This is a genomic window from Sphingomonas melonis, from assembly GCF_013409985.1.
GTDB classification, from domain to species: domain Bacteria; phylum Pseudomonadota; class Alphaproteobacteria; order Sphingomonadales; family Sphingomonadaceae; genus Sphingomonas; species Sphingomonas melonis_A.
On the sequence record NZ_JACCBY010000002.1, the window covers coordinates 592,641 to 610,383 of the forward strand.

A 17,743-nucleotide genomic window follows, 5' to 3' on the forward strand; every position below is an offset into this window, starting at 1 on the left:
CGTTCTACCGCGCGTCCCTGGCCGTAGTCATGATCATCCCGATCGACGCGGCCACCACCATCGCGATCGCACCCCATTGCGCCACCGTCAGCGCCTCGCCGAGCAGCACCACCCCCGCCACCGCACCGACCGCCGGTTCGAGGCTCAGCAGCACGCCAAGGCTCTGCGCCGGAATATGTTTGAGCGCGATCATCTCGAGCGAATAGGGGATCGCGCTCGACAGCAGCGCCGCCACCAGCCCGAGCCCGAGCCACGCCGGGGTGAGCAGCGCCGCCCCCGCCGCGGCCATGCCGACCGGCACGACCAGCAACGCCGCCGTCGCCATGCCGAACGCGACCGCCTGCCCCGCCGGCAGATGGCCGGTCCGCTTGCCGAAGATGATATAGCAGGCCCAGCCCGCCGCCGCGCCCAGCGCGAACAGGATGCCGACCGGATCGAGCGCCTGCTCGCCGACGCGCAGCGGCAGCAGCAGCAACAGGCCCGCCACCGCCAGCCCGGCCATCGCGACATTCACCAGGCGACGCGCATGGACCAGCGACACCGACAGCGGCCCGAGGAATTCGATGGCGATCGTCGGCCCGAGCGGCAGCGTGCGCAGCGCCATATAGAAGCACAGGTTCATCGATCCGAGCGCCAGCCCGTAACGGACGATCCGCCACGCATCGGGCCGCGCCAGCCCGAACCGCCACGGCCGCACCACCGCGAGCAGGATGATCGCCGAAAAGCCGACGCGATAGGCGGTCGTCCCCTCCGCGCCGACCAGCGGGAACAGCCGTTTGGCGAAGCTCGTGCCGCCGCAGAAGCTGAGGATCGACAGGATCAGCGCCGCATAGGGCAGCAGCGGATACGGGGTCGACGGAGCGCTGCGGCGGTGCATGGCCTTGCTGTAGCCGAATTCGATGGCGGGTGGTGCGGCAATGTCGCGCCGGGCTCAGGCCGGGAGCAATTGCAGCTCCGGGCTGAGTTCGGCGCGGATCGCCTGGATCGTCGCCATCGCCTCGCCCGGCTCGACCCCGAGCGACATCAGCGCCTGCGCCGCCAGGCCGAGCCCGGCCGCATAATTCTCCGGGAAGATGTGCGACGCCCCGGCCTGCACCAGCGCACCGAGATGCGCATCGTCGCGCAGGCTGGCGATCACCTGGATCTGCGGATTGAGATGCCGCGCCTCGCGGATGATCCGCACCGACCGGTGCCAATTGTTGACGAGGATGACGATCGCCGCGGCGCGCTCGATCCCCGCCGCCTTGAGGATGCCCGCGCGCGTCGCATCGCCGAAGACGGCGCGATGGCCATCGTTCTGCGCGCGGCGCAGCCGTTCGACGTCGCGCTCGATCGCGACATAGGGCACCCGGCGCGCCTCCAGCGTGATCGCCACCAGCCGCCCCACCGGCCCGCAGCCGGCGAGCACGACATGGCCGCTCAGGCCCGCGCTGGTCGCGCGGATCGAGGCTTCCTGCTGATCCGCCAGCGCCGGGCGCGGCGCGCGCGCAGCGAGCGCGGCGAGCCGGTCGCTGAGCTGGGCGACCAGCGGCGCGAGCAGCATGCTGAGCGCGATGGCGCCGAGGATCGGCTGCCCGATGGGGGTAGGCAGCAGCGCGGTGTCGAGCGCATGGCCGACGATGAGCAGGCCGAGTTCGCCGGCATGCGCCAGCACCAGGCCGGTGCGCGCGGCGCTGTGCGTGTCCAGCCCGGCCAGACGCGTGACGCCGAACACGACCAGGCATTTGACCGCCATGATCGCCGCGAGGAGGCCCGCCGTCATCCCCGGCTTGGCGAGCAGCGCGGCCCAGTCGACCGACATGCCGACCGTGATGAAGAAGATGCCGACCAGCACGTCGCGGAACGGCCGGATCTCGTCCTCGAGCTGGTGGCGGAAGTCGCTTTCGCCGACGATCATGCCGACGACGAAGGCGCCGATCGGCAGCGACAGGCCGATCGACTGCGCCGCCAGCGCGGCGCCGGTGATGAGCGTCAGCACGGCGAGCAGGAACGCCTCGTTGGAGCGCGAACGGGCGACCGATTCGAGCAGCCGGCCGAGCGTCCGCCGCGCCAGGATCGCCGCGCTGACGAAGGCGAGGATGCTGATCGCCAGCCGCAGCAGGACGGCGTCGAGCGCCGCATCGCCGCTGGTGGTGTGCAGCGCCGCGACGATCGCGAGCACGGTGAGCGCGACCAGATCTTCGAACAGGACGATCGCGGTCGCCGCCACGCCATAGCGGCTCGACACCTCATCGGTGTCGATCAGATGCTTGTGGACGATCGCGGTCGACGACATGGCGATGGCCGCGCCGATGATGATCGACGGCAGGATCAGCAGGCCGGCAAGCTGGTGGCAGAGCAATGCCGCGATCGTGGTGACCGCGCCGACCGTCGCCAGCCCGAGCCCGAACACCGAGCCTCCGGCCGCGAGCAGCCGCGGCAGCGAGAATTCCAGCCCGATCACGAACATCAGCAGCGCGACGCCGAGTTCGCCGAAGAAATGCGTCCCCTGCGCCTCGGGCACCGCGCCGAGGCCATGGGGCCCCAGCACCAGCCCGACGCCGAGATAGCCGACGATCGGCGACAGGCGCAGCCGGGTCAGCACGACGACCGCCGCAAAGGCGGCGCCGATCAAAGGAAGGTCTGAACAAGCGGATCAGCCATACGGTGTCACACTCCTCGCACGATGAGCATGGGGCGTTGGGGCGGACGAATGTAGGAAGCGCGTGGATGTTGTCACGGCCGCCGCGCGATGCCGCGACACTACCGCCCCCGCCCCCGCCTCTGCCGCCGCCGCCGCGCCGCGCCGCGCCGCGGACGCCTGCGTGACCCGAAAATTTTAACGTCGATAGGTCTTGATCCGACCGATCGCATAACCAGCTACGGCGCGCCGGACGCCGCACCGGGTCCGGAACGGACATCGAGGGCGCCGACTGTCGCGGCGCATCTCCCGTCCAGATCGCTTCCTGTGGAGGATTTGGAGATGAGAACGACCATCGAACGCATGTCAGATCCCGGCGGATCATCCCGCCGCGCGCGGCGACCGGCACCGGCCCGCCCGGACGCGTCGCCCGCGACGGCGTGAGTACGCCGGACCGGTTCGCCCACCCACCCCTCGATCTTCAGGAAAGGAGAAGCATCATGAAACGCACCCTGCTTGCCACCACCGCGTCCAGCCTCCTGCTTCTGGCCGCCTGCTCGAAGGAGGCGCCCAGCAACACCGTCGCCGAGAACGCGACCACCCCGCCCGCCGCCGCGGCAACGCCGGTGACGCCGAGCACCGACCGTCGCACGCTGATCCAGGATGCCGTCGCAGCGCTGCAACAGACCGAGAATGCGCTCGCCGCGCTCGACCGGAAGGACGGCAAGGCGGCGACCGCCGCCCTCGAAGCCGCCACCGGCAAGCTCGAGATCGTGCTGGCCCGCAACCCGCATCTCGCCCTCGCGCCGGTCGACGTGACCGTCATCACGCACGACGTCCTCGCCTCGGTCGATGCGGTCGAGACGCTGCGCAAATCGGCCAAGGCGGCGCTCGACGACGGCCGCATCCAGGAGGCGCGCCACCTGATCGACGGGCTCGCCAGCGAAAGCGTCGTGCGGGTGAGCAACATCCCGCTGGCGACCTATCCGGCGGCGATCAAATCGGCCGCCGCGCTGGTCGCGCAGAACCGCCTCGATGCGGCGAAGACGGTGCTGGAGACCGCGCTCGGCACGATCGTGGTCGAGGACGTGATTCATCCGCTGCCGCTGACCCGCGCCAGCGTGGCGATCGAAGAGGCGCGCACGCTCGCCGCCAAGGCGAACCGCAGCGCCGCCGACGACGCGCGCATCCAGCGGCTGCTGGCCACGGCGCGCGAACAGCTGCGCCTCGGCCAGGCGCTGGGCTATGCCACCAAGGACCAGATGAAGGACCTGCTCAAGACCGTCGACGACATCGAGGACAGCACCAAGAACAAGGGCGCGGGCACCAACGTGTTCGACAAGATCCGCAACCTGTTCAAACAGGCGAACGAGGCCAGCCAGCCGCCCCGCAAATCATAACCGCCGCGGCCTTCCCCGCGCCGCACTGGGCCGGATCGACATCCCATTCCTCCCCGCCAAGGGGAGGAATGGGATGTCGATCCGGCCTAGCCGAAGGTGTAGCGCAGCGTCGCGAAGACGGTGCGGGGGCTGCCGTAATAATTGCCCCGCGCGGTCGAGAAGATGCGCGCGTAATAGGTGCGATCGAGCACGTTGTTGACGTTCACCGACACGCCGAGCTGCTCGGTCAGCCGATAGCCGGCGCGCAGGTCGAGCACCGCATAGCTCCCCTGGCGGACGACGGTGGAGATCGTGCGCGTGCCGTTGGCGGCGACCGACGATGGGGTGCCGCCGGAGGTCGCGCCGAAGACCGTCAGTCCGCCGCCGAAGCTCGCGCCGGCGAGCAGCCCGTCCGTCGGCGCATAATTGGTGAACACCTTGCCCATGTGGCGCGGGATGACCGGCACGAACAGGCTGCCTTCGAGCGCCGGGTTGATGTCCTCCAACAGCTTGGTGCGCGTGTAGCTGTAGCCGCCGTTGACGCGCCAGCCCGGCAGGATCTCGCCGGTCGCCTCCACCTCGACGCCGCGGGCGCGCACCTTGCCGAGCTGATAATAGAGCGTGGTGTCGACGGGATCGTTGACCAGCCGGTTGCGCTGCGTGATCTGATAGGCGGCGGCGGAGAGCAGCAGCCGATCGTGCATCAGCGACAGCTTGCTGCCCGCCTCATATTGCGCGCCGACCATCGGTTCGATCCGGCCGCCGTCGCCGCGCTGGCGCCCGACCGGCTGGGCCTGCGGCGTGAAGCTGTCGGCATAGCTGGCGTAGAGGTTGAGGTGCCCGGTCACGTCCCACACGATCCCGGCATAGGGCGTGAAGCGGTTGTCGATCGTATAGCCGGTGCGCCCGCCCGGCACCGGCAGCAGCGTGCGCGTGTCGGTGTCGAACCAGGTCAGGCGCCCGCCGCCGATCAGCGTCAGCCCGGCGAGCGGGCTCAGCCGCATCTGACCGTACAGGCCATATTGTTCGAGATGCGTGGCCGTGCCGCCATAGACCTGGGTGACGCATTGCGGCGGCGTCTGCACCGGCGTGCATATGCCCGCGGTGCCCTGCACCGGATAGGGCGGCAGCGGGCCATAGGGGTCGAGCGGCGGCTCGGCCGGCGAAATCGGGTTGAAGACGTCGATCCGCGCATAGTTCGACAGCCGCGTGAAATAGGAGGTGCCGCTGCTCGCCTGATAATCGGCACCGAGGATCAGCGTCTGGTCGCGGCCGAACAGCGGGAAGCTGCCGATGCCGTTGACGTCGAACGAGCGCGTCCGCTGCCGGCTGTCGCCGCGATAGGCGATCTGGCTGGTCACGCCGCGATTGGCCGGGGTCACCGGCTGCGCGCCGATATAGCTGTAGACGTCGACGCGATCGACATCGGTGTAGAGCCCGGTCGCGCGCAGCGTCCAGCGATCGGAGACGCGATGCGCCAGCTCGACGAAGCCCGACCAGGTCCGGGCATTGAAGCGGTTCCAGTCGGCACCGAGATAGGTCGAGCGCCGCACGTCGAGCAGGCGCCCGTCGCTGCCGTCCGCGCCGCCGGCATAGCCGGGCAGACCCGACTGGATCGCCGGACGGAAGCGATCGTAATTGACCCCCGCGGTCAGCGTGGTGCGCGAACCGATCGCGAGCGACCCGACCGCGAACGCCGCCAGCCGGTTGCGATGCGCGGTGTCGAAGAACTGGTCCTGATCCTGCGCCATGACGCCGGCACGCACCTTGCCGACCGCGCCGACCGGCGTCGACGCATCGAGTTCGAGGCGCAGATTGCTGTAGCTGCCATAGCCCGCGCTCGCCTGTATCCGCGCGGTGTCGAGCGGCCGCTTGCGGACCAGGTTGATGCTGCCCGCCGGATTGCCCGATCCGCTGAACAGGCCGGCGGGGCCGCGCAGCACCTCCAGCCGGTCGTAGGCGAACAGGTCGGGCACCGCCGACGGGAAGTTGACCGACAGCGTCGGCACGCCGTCGATCAGATAATTGTTGATCGCGAAGCCCCGCGACAGGAACGACGGGTCCTCGCTGCCGACGCCGTTGACCGTGATGCCGTTGGTCGCGGTCAGCGCGTCCTCCAGCGTGAACAGGTTCTGCGCCTCGATCTGCTCGTGATCGATGACGCTGATCGTGTTGGGCGTGTCCTTGAGCGGCGTCACCGTCTTGCCGACGCCGCGGCCATAGCTCTTGCCGACGACGAGGATCTCATCGTCGCGCTGCCCTTCGGTCGCGCTCGCATCGGCGGGTTCGCGCGGCACCGGCATCGATTCGGGCGCACCCCCCACCACAGCCACGCTCGCCAGCAGAATACCCAGATTGATCACGCAACGTCCCCTTTGTTGCCCGCCACCTAGCGAACACGTTGTTGCGAGTCACTAGCAATATCAATGTCTGCTTTGTGTCGGAATGTTAACGGCTTCGCGTCGCGCGGCGCGATTGCCTGACCTCGTAGCGCCCGCTACCGCCGCCTTATGTCGACCATCGCCCCGCCCCGTCCGTGCCGCGCTCCGCAGGACGGCGCCATGGCGGCAGCGCCGATGACGCGGGCGTTCAACCATGTCGTCGCGGGCCCGCATTTCCGGCGCCGCTTCGGCCGCTGGCCGCTGCCGCCGGCCGATCCGCGCGCGATGATCAACGACCTGATCTTCGGCCGGATGATCGACCCGCGCTGGACACCGCTCGAACGCGCCTTCGTCGACAAGGAGACGGCCAAGGTCGAGGCGCGGCGCCTGCTGCCGACGCTGCGGATGCCGCAGACGCTGGCGGTCATCGCGATGGAGCAGGTCGCGTCGGCCACCGCGATGTTCGAACGGCTCCGCCCCTTCCTGGGGACGGCGACGATCGCCAAGCCGACGCATGCGAGCGGCGGCACCGTGTTCCTGCGCGATGTCGCCGCGCCCACCGACCTCGGCCACCTGTATCAGCTCGCCCGCGCGGACTACGCCGCGATCCTGCGCGAGATGCAATATTGGCGGCTACCGCGGAAGATCATCGTCGAGACGCTGGTGCCGAGCGCCGACGGGACCTCGCCCGACGATTACAAATTCCACTGCGTCCGCGGCGAACCGCTGGTGTGCCAGGTCGATCACAGCCGCTTCGGCGCGCCGTGGAGCCGGCTCTATCACGTCCCGAGCTTCGCGCCGATGGACCGCGACGACGGGCTCTCGCCGCCCGCGAGCCATGTGCTGCCGGCGCCCGACCGGATCGCGGCGATGATCGCCGCCGCGCGGGCGCTGTCGGCGCCGTTCGATTTCGTCCGCGTCGATCTCTACGACGGGCTGGACGGCGTCTATTTCGGCGAGCTGACCTTCACCCCGGCAGCGTCGCTCGGCATCGCGCCGGCGGCGGCGGGCGACCATGCGATGAACGCGACGCATCGCCTGTACAGCCGGATCGTCATGCGCGCGCTCGCCGAACGCACGACGCTCTCGTCGCGCTGACCGGCACTCGCGGGGTCAGAACAGCCCGATCTTCGCCCCCAGCGCCCATATCATGCCGCCGAAGCCCGCCAGGAACAGGACGGTCGCGACCATCGCGCCGAGGTCGACGGACGCGGAGCGACGCTTCACTGCCCCGGCGCCGCCTTCACGATGCCGTGCACCTGCTCCAGCGTGTTGAGGATGAGGCGCAGGTCTTCGGCGGTCAGCGCGCTCGCCTCATCGACATACGCGCCGGCGTCGAAGCCCGCGACGAAGGCGTGAAGGTGGTTGAGGGCTTCGCCCAGCCGGTGGGTCGCTGCATCTTCGGTCATGACGCAAGCCTATGCACCCGCGGACGATTCGCACAAGCGAAGCCGGCCCGCGCCAATCACGCCCGGTCGGCCGGCGGCGTCGGCAGCGCGCGGAACACCGGCGGCGGCGCCTCCACCAGCGTGTCGGCGGGCACGTCCTGCCGCAACCAGACGCCGCCACCGATCCGCGAGCGCGCGCCGATCGTCACCCGCCCGACCACCGTCGCATTGGCGTGGATCACGACATCGTCCTCGACGATCGGATGGCGCGGCGCGCCCGACTTGTCGCCGAACAGGTCGGGGTCGCCGCCCAGCGTCACGCCCTGGTACAGGCGGACACGGTCGCCCAGGATCGCCGTCTCGCCGATCACCACGCCGGTGCCGTGATCGATGAAGAAGCGCCGGCCGATCGTCGCGGCCGGGTGGATGTCGATCCCGGTGCCCGCATGCGCGATCTCGGCGATCAGCCGCGCGACCAGCGGCGCACCCAGCCGGTACAGCAGATGCGCGATACGATGATGGATGATCGCGGTGAACGAGGGATAGGCGACCAGCACCTCATCGACGCTACGCGCCGCCGGATCGGCGGCATAGGCCGCCTCGACATCGCTATCGAGGATCGTGCGGATCGCGGGCAGGCCGGCGGCAAAGGCGCCGATCAGCCGTTCGGTACGCACCGCGGTCGCCTGCGTATCGGCCTCCCCGCTGCTGTAGCTCAGTTCCAGATCGATCTGCGCCGCGAGCTGCGCCAGCGTCGATTCGAGCGAAGCGGCGATGAAGGCATTCTCGTTGGCGACGGTCAGCTCCGATGGCCCCAGTCGCAGCGGAAACAGCGCGGTGCCGAGTTCGCCGGTGATCCGCTTGAGCGCCTGGCGTGACGGAAAGTGGCTGCCGCGTTCGTCGTTGTGCGGATGCGCGGTCCGCCACGCGATCCGCGCGTGCTTCAACTGGTCGACGACGACGTCGATCTCCTGCGGAAAGGCGATCGACGGGTGACCGTCGGCGATGGGCTCAACCATGATCTCGATCCTTGCTGCGGCCCGCCATCTCGGCGGAGGCGCAGGGGCTTGGCAAAGCAGCTTGCTTTGCGCCGGCCCAAGCCTGGATTTCAGCGCCGGCCGGCGTCAGTGCAGCTTGAGCCGCGGCCGGACGATGCGATTGACGTGGCCGATCACGATCAGCGCGCAGCCCTTGAGCCAGCCGTGGATGGCGATCAGGTGCATGCGATACAGCGACAGATAGACGAAGCGCGCCAGCCGCCCCTCGATCGCCAGCTTGCCGCCGACGAGATTGCCCATCAGCGTGCCGACGGTCGAGAACCGGCTCAGCGATACCAGCGAGCCATGATCCCGGTAGACGAAGGGCCGCAACGGCTTGCCCGCCATGCGGTGCTTGAGGTTGACGAAGACCGCCGCGGCCATCTGGTGCGCCGCCTGCGCGCGCGGCGGCACCGGCCGCTCGCTGCCGGGAAGCCGGCAGGCCGCGCAATCGCCGATCGCGAAGATGCGGTCGTCGCTGACGCTCTGCAGCGTCGGCGTCACCACCACCTGTCCGCCGCGCGTGACCTCCAGCCCGTCGAGGCCGCCGGCGATCGGCACCGCCTTCACCCCCGCCGCCCACACCATCAGATCGGCGTCGATCCGCTCGCCCGTGGCGGTGGTCATGCCGTCGCGATCGGCGGCGGTGACGGGCGTGTCGGTCAGCACCCGCACCCCCAGCGCCTCCAGCTCGCCGCGCGCGGCATCGGCGAGCCGCTCGGGCAGCGCCGGGAGGATGCGCGGCCCCGCCTCGATCAGGGTTACGGCAAGGCGGCTCTCGTCGAACACCTCCAGCCCGTAATGGCCCAGCGCGGCGGCGGCGTTGAACAATTCGGCCGCCAGCTCCACCCCGGTCGCGCCGCCGCCGACGATGGCGATCCGCACATGCGCGTCGCTCGCAGGGTCGGCGGTCATCGTCCGCGACACGCGCAGGCAATGGTCGAGCAGCCGGTCGCGGAACCGGTCCGCCTGGGCGCGGCTGTCGAGGAAGGTGCAATTCTCCGCCACGCCCGGCGTACCGAAGTCGTTGGTTACCGAACCATAAGCGAGCACGAGATAATCGTAGCGGATCGCATGCGCGGCGATCACCTCGCGGCCCTGATCGTCGTACACCGGGGCAAGCCGCACCTGCCGCGCCGTCCGGTCGATCGAGTCGAGCGTGCCGTAGAAGAAGCGATAGCCCCAGCGATGGCAGTGGCTGCGATAGCCGACCTCGTCCATGTTGGCGTCGAGCGAGCCGGTGGCGACCTCGTGCAGCAGCGGCTTCCAGATGTGCGTGCGGTTGCGGTCGACGACGATGATGTCGTGCGCCTTGCGCCCGTAGCGCGCCCCGAGCCGGGTGGCGAGTTCCAGCCCCGCCGCGCCGCCGCCGACGATCACGATCTGGGTCTTGGTCGATGTCATGGGTCCATCTCCGCGGCGAAGCTCATGCTATCGCTTCGCACAGTGCACGCCGGCGCGTCCCGTTCCGCGTCGGATCGAATCGGACGGGACCGGCGGAGGCACCGGCGCGTCGAGCCATCGCCGCTCAGCCGCCGCCGGTCCCGATCAGCGGCAGCATCGCCGGGGCAAGGCCGTCGCCGCGGGCTTCGAGGCGGATGGCGCCGCCCTTCGGCCCGGCCTGGACCAGCGCCATCGCCAGCCCGTTGAATGCCGATCGCGTGGTGGCGTGGTCGGGTTCGAGACTGCGCGGGTCGCCGTTGCCGACGCCGAGCAGCACGGCGTCACCGCTGAGTACGAACGACAGGCGGTCGGCCGCGGTCGGCACCTCGCGCCGCGCGCTGTCCAGCACCGCCGCGCGCACCACCGCGACCTCGCCGGGCGCAAGCTGCCGCCGGTCGCTCGACAGGCCGATCCGCGCCGGCGCGCCGGTCGTCTGCCGCTCCGCGGTCAGGATGCGCCGGCCGCCGCGATAGCCGTGCGCGGTGATCCGGCCGGGCGCATAGGGCACGTCCCAGGCGAGGTGCCTGTTGCGTACGACCGCCTTAAGCCCGAGGCTGCGGCCGTTGACGAACAGCTCGACCGCCTCGCAATTGCTGTGCACCCAGACGGCGACCGTCTGCCCCTCCCGCCCCGGCCAGTTCCAGTGCGGGAAGAGGTGCAGAACCGGTTCCGCTCCCCACCAGGCGCGGTAATAATGAAAATTGTCCTTGGGAAATCCGCACAAGTCCATCTGCCCAAAATGCGAAACATTCTCCGGCCAGCGCTCGAACGGCGTGGGTTCGCCGCGATAATCGAAGCCGGTCCAGACGAAGCCGCCAGCGAGGAACGGCCGCGCGTCGTAGAAGGACCACCATGTCTCGGCGGTCGTCGCCCAGCGGGGGAACTCCTGGTCGTAAGCGGGGACCAGCCCCTCCTTGTCGTTGCGCGCATATTCGCCGCGCGTCATCACCGTGCTGCCGGTCTCGGTGCCGATCATCGGCACGGTCGGATGCTTGGCGTGATAGCCGTCGATCTCGTCGAGGTAATAGTTGCAGCCCATCACATCGAGCACCCGCGATGCGCCCTGCCCCAGCTTGCCGTTGAACGCCTCGGTGATCGGGCGGGTGCCGTCGAGCGCATAGATGCGGCGCTTCATCGTCTCGGCGATGCGCGCGCCATTTTCGGTGCCGCGATGGATCTCCTCGTTGCCGATGCTCCAGATGACGATGCTGGGATGGTTGCGCCCCTGCCGCACGACGCGGTCGAGCTGCGACAGCCCCTCGGCGTTGCTCGACATCTGCCGCGTCTCGTTCATCATCAGGATGCCGAGCCGGTCGCATGCGTCGAGCACCGCGGGAGCCGGCGAATGGTGCGTCGAGCGATAGGCATTGGCGCCCATCGCCTTCAGCTGTTCGAGCCGCCAGACGTGGAGGCTGTCGGGCACCGCGAAGCCGATGCCGGCATGATCCTGATGGTTGCAGGTGCCCTTGATCTTCACCGGTCGGTCGTTGAGGAAGAAGCCGCGATTGGGGTCGAAGCGGATGGTGCGGATGCCGAAGTGCGTTTCGTCGCAATCGACCGCAATTGCGTCGATCAGGACCTCGCTGGTCAGCGTGTGGAGCTGCGGCGTCTCCAGCGACCAGAGCGCAGGATCGGGCAGCGTGGTCTGCTGCTCGGCGGTCGTCTCGCCCCAGGCGGGCAGCGCGAGGGGATCGGAGGTCAGCCGCGCCAGCACGCGCCCGTCCGGTGCCGCGATCGTCGAGCGCAGCCGCACCGTCGCTGCGGGTCCGTCGTTGACGATCTCGGTCGCGATCGCCACCTGCGCGCCGCCGCTGCCGACGGTCGTACGCACCGTCGCGCCCCACTGGCGGACGTGGACGGGTGCGGTCTTGACCAGCCGTGCGTGGCGATAGAGGCCGGCGCCCTCATAGGACCAGGCCTCGCCGAGGCTGACGTCGCAGCGGATCAGCAGGACATTGTCCTCGCCGGGTTTGGCGAAATCGGTGACGTCGATCTCGAACGGGGCATAGCCGCTCTCGTTCGATCCGACGATGAAGCCGTTGAGGATGACGAGGCAGTCGCGCGACACGCCGTCGAACTGGAGCAGCAGGCGGCGGCCGGCATCCTCCGGAGTCAGGCGCAGGATGCGGCGGTACCAGCCGACGCTGGTCGCGGGCCACATCCGGCCGAGCGGCTTGAAGCCTTGATACGCGCCGGTCTTGTCCTCGTCGCTGCCGGGCGCGCCGAAGCGCTCGAACGGCAGGTCGACCGCCCAGTCATGCGGCAGCGACACGACCGCCCAGTCCTTCGCGTCGAACTTGGCTTCTGCGGCGGGCGTACCCGCATCGCCCGACTTGGCATAGGTGTCGTGGCTGCGGCCGAAGCCGAAGTCCTTGGCGGGGTCGCTGGCGTGTCCGAGGTGGAAGCGCCAGTCGGTGTCGAGCGGCTCGACGATGCGTGGACTGATTTTAGACGCCGGCAGGGCCGCCTGCCCCTGCCCCCCCGGCAGCAAGGCGACCATGGCGGAGGCACCGCCGGTCTTGAGAAGGGCGCGGCGATGCGGATGGCTCAAGGGGCGTTCCTCCATGCGATCAATACGTCACGGCGACACCGGATCGACCGCAGTACCGCATCCCATCACGGCCGACCCCGTCGGTCAAATATATTATACGATCAACATGATTACGTCACATGCGCTCCGAGGACGGGCGCGGCGACACTTCCGGTCACGCCAGGGCGGTAGAGAGCCGTCGGTGGTCGCCGGGCGGCATCCATCTGCCTTATCGCCTGTGGCGCCAGACGTGCGGCGGCCGTTGGCCTGCTGCCATGGCGCGCTTTACCAAATGCCGGGCAAGTCGTTGGGCTTCCACTATTCACCCGCCCGCGCAGGTGCATTCCGCGTCGTCCACCCCGTGTTTGGCGAGGTGACCGGCAGTCCCGTGTCACCCCGCATTCCGGCCAGCGACATTGCAAAATCGGCCGCATTAACTCAATGGTAGCCTCCTCGTGCCAGGGATGGCCGAGGGGTAACCCACAATAGGAGATTAGCGTGATTCGTAAGTACCTCACCGCCGTTGCCGCTACGGCCCTCGTTGCTGCACCGGTCGCTGCGGCACCGGCCAACCCCGCTGCGAGCCTGTCGGTCGCCAAGTCGGTGCGGACCGGCTCGACCTCGGCCAAGAAGAACGAACTCGCTGGTGGTGGCGTGATCATCGCCGTTCTGGCGGTCGCTGCCGTCGCAGCCGGCATCGTCGCCGTCGCGTCGGACGACGGCAAGGCCGACAGCAACTAAGATCCGCTTCCCGCGGCCGTCGCCTTCGGGGCGGCCGACGGTTACGGCAGCGCCACGGGCGCTCGCAAAGGGGGCTCCGGCCCCCTTTGTTGCGTCCGGGGTAGGTCGCGGCCGGGCGGCCGGTTCAGCGGTCGTCGCGCTGGTCGGTCAGCCGCGCCGGGCCGCGATGCCAGCGGCTCATCAGCGTGCGGACGAGGCCGCCGCGCTTGTAATAGGCCTCATGCCATTCGGAGGCACGCCGATGCTGCGCCCGCCGATCGTGCCGGAACGCCCAGCAGAGCGCGACGAGCAGCGCGGCGATCACCGCCAGGATCAGGGCGTCGCTTGCGGAAAGATGTTCCCAATACATTCTCAAGCGCCCCATCGGGCGCCCTGCCGACGCGGGAGGTGACGAGCCCGCCGGCAGAGCGTGGTACAGACATGCCGGTCGGGACGCCCGTGGGCAACCGCTATCGCCTGTTCGGCGACACCGCGAATCCCGTTCCGAAACAGGTCAACTCACGCGGGGCCGCTTCGCTCCGGCGCGGTCAGGTCGCGCGTGCGACCGCCCGGATCGGCGCGGCCAGCGGCTCGGCGCCCCTGGCGTTCCCGCCATCGCCACGCGCCAGCGTCACCGGTTCGCCGCGCACGCCGGGGACCGGCAAATCCTTGATCCGCCGCGCGCGCACCGTGCCGGACGGCCCCGCAGTGTTGACGTAGAGGCCGTTGGGCTCGGTATCCTCGACGACCAGCGCCTTGGCGCCGATCTCACAGCCTTCGGCGATGGTGACGCCGGGATTGATCGTCACGTCGGTCATCACCCAGCTGCCCGCCTTGATCGTGATCGGTTCGTCGATCGTCTCGCGCGACGAGCGGCGCGCGGGGTTGCCGGTGTGATAATGCGTGCTGGTGGTGAAAGTGACGCCCGACGAGACGCGCGCGCCATCCTCGAACACCAGCGGCGCGGCGCCGTCGTAGCGCGCGAAGCAGTTGAGCATCGCGTCGCGTCCCATCACGATATCGGCGCTGTCGAGCCAGCAGGAATGGCGGATCGTCGCGGTCGGGTGGATCCGCGCGCCGGCGAAGTTGAGCAGGCGCCGCCGCATGCCGTCCGAAATGAAGACGGAGCCCTGCACCCGCAGGATCAGGGCACGCAGCTTGGTTCGCTTCCAGCGCTTTTGTGACATGATGCGGTCTCCCGGCGCACTATGGTCATCGTCAGGGTCGACGAAACTCGGGCACGGATGCTGGCCTATCCGATCCTAACGATTTTGTCATCCATCAATCAAAGCTTGCCGATCGCCACCGGGATTTCACCCATTCCTTTACGGAGGCTGATCTACATTATCGCAGATCTCATGCCGGAAAAACGACGGGACGCCCCGGAAATCCGATACCTCGCGTTAACCTTCTGATCCTAGACCGCAATTCGGTCGAGAGACCGCGAAGGGGATTACCGGACTGACCCGCCTGCCCAGTATTTGGCGGGTGGGTCAGCCCACCGCAGCCGCGCCGTCCACCGACATCAAAGCCGCGCGCTGTCCGCGACGACCCGCGCCGCCGGCGCGCTCCGTTCGAAATAATAGACCGCCGGCGCCTCATAGGTGATCAGATACAGCCGCCCGCCGATGATCGCGCCGAACGCCTCGCCGCGGCGGTGCAGCGATTCGTTCTGCCGGGTATAGCCGTAGGTGAAGTGCACGCCCTTGTTGCCCGCGAAGGTCGCCGGCTCGACCCGCTCGATCGTCATCGCCGCGGTGCCGAGCGCGACGCGATAGCTGTTCTCGAGCAGCGTCGGGATATCGGTGATCAGCATCGTCGCGCTGACGCGCGGCAGCGGCCGCGTCTTGCGGTCGACCTCGCGGAACAGCGTCCTGCCGTCGGCGATGCCGCCATAGAAGGTCAGTTCGTTGAGCTGGTCGCCATCCAGCGTCCAGCTCTCCGCGTTGCGCCCCGGCTTGGCGGCGAGCTTGTTCCATTCGGCGTCGGGCTGCACGGTCAGCGCCGATTTGGCGACCGCGACCCGCTGGCCGGCGGCGATCAACGTGTTGCCCGCGCTGACCGGCACCGCGACCAGCAGCGCGGCGACGGCGAGAGCGTGACGGGTGAAGCGGCGCAACGTCATCGGCGACCTCATGAGGCAATCAGGGTGGAGATCAGCGGCGCATCGCCGGCATCCGGCTTGCGGCTGAGATAATCGCGCAGCGCCGCCTTGCCGGGCTCGGCGTCGTTGCTGCGCAGCAGCGCGAGGCCGAGGCCGCGATAGGCCTCCGGCGGCGCGTCGCCACGGGCGATCGCCTCGCGGTAGAAGCCCGCCGCGCTGACGAGATCGCGCGGATTGCCACGCTCGCGGTACAGTTCGCCGCGCGCGAACAGCAGCGGCGTCGTCCAGCCGTCCGCCGCCAGTTGCGCAAGCAGATATTCGCTGCCGCCGAAATCGTTCAGCTTGATCTGGTCGGCGAGGAAGCTCGGCAGCCACGGCGCCAGCGCCGCCCGATAGCGTTCCGCCTCGGCGGCGCCGTGCTCGCCCACCGCCTCCGCCTCGGCGCGCAGATAGGTGGCTCGGGTCAGCTCGGTCGGATGCGTCGCGAAGAAGCCCGCGGTATAGCGCTGGTCGGGCTTGCGGTGCCGGCCGACCGCGGTGGCATCCGCCTCCGCCATCATCCGCACCCAGATGTCCGCCGCCGCCGACGCCGGATACGGCGACGTTGCGAGATAGCGCAGCCCGAGCAGATCCGCCGCCTTCTCCTGCGCCCGGTCGAAGCTGAAGATCCCGCCGAGCATCATCATCTGCAAGGCGATCCCGCCGCCGCCCAGCACCGAGGCCCAGGCGAGCACGTCGGTGCCGCCACGCCGGTGACGGAAGCTCGCAACGCCATGCCGCAGCTCGAAATGGCCGAACTCATGGCCCAGCACCGCGCCCAGCTCCGCCTCGCTGCGCAGCCGCAGCAGCGCACCCGACCAGACGGTCATCATGCCGTTGGGGTAGGTCGACGCGTTGAACGCCGGGACGCGCAGGATGTAGAGCCGGATCGCGCCGCAGCGATCCGCGCCGACCGTCCGGCACAGGACACCGCGCACGAAGGCGTTGAGCGCGGGATCGCGGATCACGTCCGATGAATCGCGCAATCGCCGCTCTTCCTCGTCGGCGAGCATCCAGGCGCCGCGCTCATCGACGTTGGCCGGCTGGTAGGCCGCGACATAGGGCGGCAGCGGCGGCACCGGATCGGTGGCGGCGAGCACGGGGGCGGCGACGCCCGACCAGACGGCGAGCCCCGCGGCGATCAGCCGACGCATCTCAATGCGCCGTCGCGGCGGGTGCGGGTTCGGCGGGCCTGCCGGGGAAGCCCGCCAGCAACTGCCCCACCCGCTTCTGCGCGCCATCGGCATCGCGGACATCGCCGCCCATCTGCATATCGGCGTTCAGCCAGACCAGATCACCGGTGTGCAGATCGACCAGGCCGGCAAAACCCTTGTGGACACCGACCGCGATGGGCACCCGCGCCAGCGCCGCGAACACCTGCAACACCTTGCGCCCGGTCGAGCCGAAATGATCCTCGGTCGATACGAACAGCGCATAATCGGCGCCGGCGACGCCGGGCAGCTTGGCGATGTCCGGCCCCAGGCTCCAGTCGAACTGGTCCTTGCGCTTCTTGGTCGGCAGGCGGTTGCCGCGGAAGAATTGATATTCGATCACCGATGCCGCGACCGTATCGAACAGCGCCTGATATTCGGCGAGCGTCGCCGCATCGGCGCCGACCGGTTCGGGACAGTCGCTCACCTCGTTGCCGAGATGCCGCTCCGCCTCGCCGAGCGCCTTGCCGAGATTCTCCCGCGCCTGCGCGGTCCAGTCGGCGTTGGGCTCGAACAGCCCGGCGGTCGACTGGGCGCCGACCCGAACCGACGGCCGGAACAGCACGATATGCGCCGTTCCCGGCTTCAGCGCGAAGCCCGGCCTGATCCCGGACTTCTCCTGCGCCTGTACCGGCAACGCGAAAACGCTGGCCATCAAGCAGCCGGCAAGAAGAACTCGAACACGTCGCACCATAGCGCCCCCCGGCAGCCAGGCCCCCGCCCGACTCGTCGTACCGCTATCATAGCACGGCGACTGCCTGTATTCTGCACGCGGGCCGCGTTATTACGAGAGATTTTACCCAATCTTGATTTATCAAGTACATAATGCTGATGATAGGGGTTCAGCGTTGACCTATCCTGTCGACCCCGCCGCCTTCGATCGTCGCGGCG

The 17,743-nt window shown here is 69.1% G+C and carries 15 protein-coding genes; 3 read left to right on the forward strand and 12 right to left on the reverse strand.

Features of this window, described 5'->3' with window-relative positions:
* Positions 1-4 precede the first annotated feature (4 nt).
* Together HD841_RS09325 and HD841_RS09330 are read right to left on the reverse strand one after the other, a co-directional pair.
* Entirely contained in the window at positions 5-877 is an 873-nt protein-coding gene (locus HD841_RS09325; RefSeq protein WP_179508581.1) for an EamA family transporter, read from the reverse strand.
* Positions 878-931: 54 nt separating this feature from the next.
* Positions 932-2,614, reverse strand: coding sequence for a cation:proton antiporter domain-containing protein (locus HD841_RS09330; RefSeq protein WP_179508582.1), 1,683 nt, complete (start codon positions 2,612-2,614; stop codon positions 932-934).
* A gap of 506 nt (positions 2,615-3,120) precedes the next feature.
* On the opposite strand from HD841_RS09330, the gene HD841_RS09335 reads away from it, so the two are divergent.
* Positions 3,121-4,020: a YfdX family protein gene (locus HD841_RS09335; RefSeq protein WP_179508583.1), complete on the forward strand. Its 900-nt coding sequence runs from the start codon at positions 3,121-3,123 to the stop codon at positions 4,018-4,020.
* Between the two features lie 86 nt (positions 4,021-4,106).
* Here the strand turns inward: HD841_RS09335 and HD841_RS09340 are convergent, their stop codons facing one another.
* Positions 4,107-6,362, reverse strand: a complete 2,256-nt coding sequence (locus HD841_RS09340) for a TonB-dependent siderophore receptor (RefSeq protein ID WP_373562978.1) — start codon at positions 6,360-6,362, stop codon at positions 4,107-4,109.
* Between the two features lie 198 nt (positions 6,363-6,560).
* Here HD841_RS09340 and HD841_RS09345 point away from each other — a divergent pair, with 198 nt between their 5' ends.
* Positions 6,561-7,478, forward strand: a complete 918-nt coding sequence (locus HD841_RS09345) for an ATP-grasp fold amidoligase family protein (RefSeq protein ID WP_179508584.1) — start codon at positions 6,561-6,563, stop codon at positions 7,476-7,478.
* Between the two features lie 125 nt (positions 7,479-7,603).
* Here the strand turns inward: HD841_RS09345 and HD841_RS09350 are convergent, their stop codons facing one another.
* The 4 genes from HD841_RS09350 to galA all read right to left on the reverse strand — a co-directional run bounded on the left by HD841_RS09350 (position 7,604) and on the right by galA (position 12,799).
* Positions 7,604-7,789: a hypothetical protein gene (locus tag HD841_RS09350; protein WP_179508585.1), complete on the reverse strand. Its 186-nt coding sequence runs from the start codon at positions 7,787-7,789 to the stop codon at positions 7,604-7,606.
* Positions 7,790-7,845: 56 nt separating this feature from the next.
* Positions 7,846-8,787 carry a serine O-acetyltransferase EpsC gene (epsC, locus tag HD841_RS09355; protein WP_179508586.1) on the reverse strand — a complete coding sequence of 314 codons (942 nt, stop codon included), beginning with the start codon at positions 8,785-8,787 and terminating at the stop codon, positions 7,846-7,848.
* A gap of 105 nt (positions 8,788-8,892) precedes the next feature.
* The gene (locus HD841_RS09360) at positions 8,893-10,209 is read right to left on the reverse strand and encodes an NAD(P)/FAD-dependent oxidoreductase (RefSeq protein WP_179508587.1); all 1,317 of its coding nucleotides are present in this window, start codon (positions 10,207-10,209) and stop codon (positions 8,893-8,895) included.
* A 124-nt stretch (positions 10,210-10,333) separates the two neighbouring features.
* The gene (gene galA / locus HD841_RS09365) at positions 10,334-12,799 is read right to left on the reverse strand and encodes a beta-galactosidase GalA (protein ID WP_179508588.1); all 2,466 of its coding nucleotides are present in this window, start codon (positions 12,797-12,799) and stop codon (positions 10,334-10,336) included.
* A 477-nt stretch (positions 12,800-13,276) separates the two neighbouring features.
* On the opposite strand from galA, the gene HD841_RS09370 reads away from it, so the two are divergent.
* Entirely contained in the window at positions 13,277-13,519 is a 243-nt protein-coding gene (locus HD841_RS09370; RefSeq protein WP_179508589.1) for a hypothetical protein, read from the forward strand.
* A gap of 124 nt (positions 13,520-13,643) precedes the next feature.
* Here the strand turns inward: HD841_RS09370 and HD841_RS09375 are convergent, their stop codons facing one another.
* From HD841_RS09375 to HD841_RS09395, 5 genes are all read right to left on the reverse strand, one after another.
* Positions 13,644-13,883: a hypothetical protein gene (locus HD841_RS09375; protein ID WP_179508590.1), complete on the reverse strand. Its 240-nt coding sequence runs from the start codon at positions 13,881-13,883 to the stop codon at positions 13,644-13,646.
* Positions 13,884-14,046: 163 nt separating this feature from the next.
* Positions 14,047-14,685 carry an acyltransferase gene (locus HD841_RS09380; protein WP_179508591.1) on the reverse strand — a complete coding sequence of 213 codons (639 nt, stop codon included), beginning with the start codon at positions 14,683-14,685 and terminating at the stop codon, positions 14,047-14,049.
* A 338-nt stretch (positions 14,686-15,023) separates the two neighbouring features.
* On the reverse strand, positions 15,024-15,623 hold the full coding sequence (locus HD841_RS09385; protein WP_179508592.1) for a hypothetical protein: 600 nt from the start codon (positions 15,621-15,623) through the stop codon (positions 15,024-15,026).
* A gap of 8 nt (positions 15,624-15,631) precedes the next feature.
* Positions 15,632-16,795: a M48 family metallopeptidase gene (locus HD841_RS09390; RefSeq protein ID WP_179508593.1), complete on the reverse strand. Its 1,164-nt coding sequence runs from the start codon at positions 16,793-16,795 to the stop codon at positions 15,632-15,634.
* A gap of 1 nt (position 16,796) precedes the next feature.
* Positions 16,797-17,507, reverse strand: coding sequence for a hypothetical protein (locus HD841_RS09395; protein WP_179508594.1), 711 nt, complete (start codon positions 17,505-17,507; stop codon positions 16,797-16,799).
* Between the last annotated feature and the right edge of the window lie 236 nt (positions 17,508-17,743).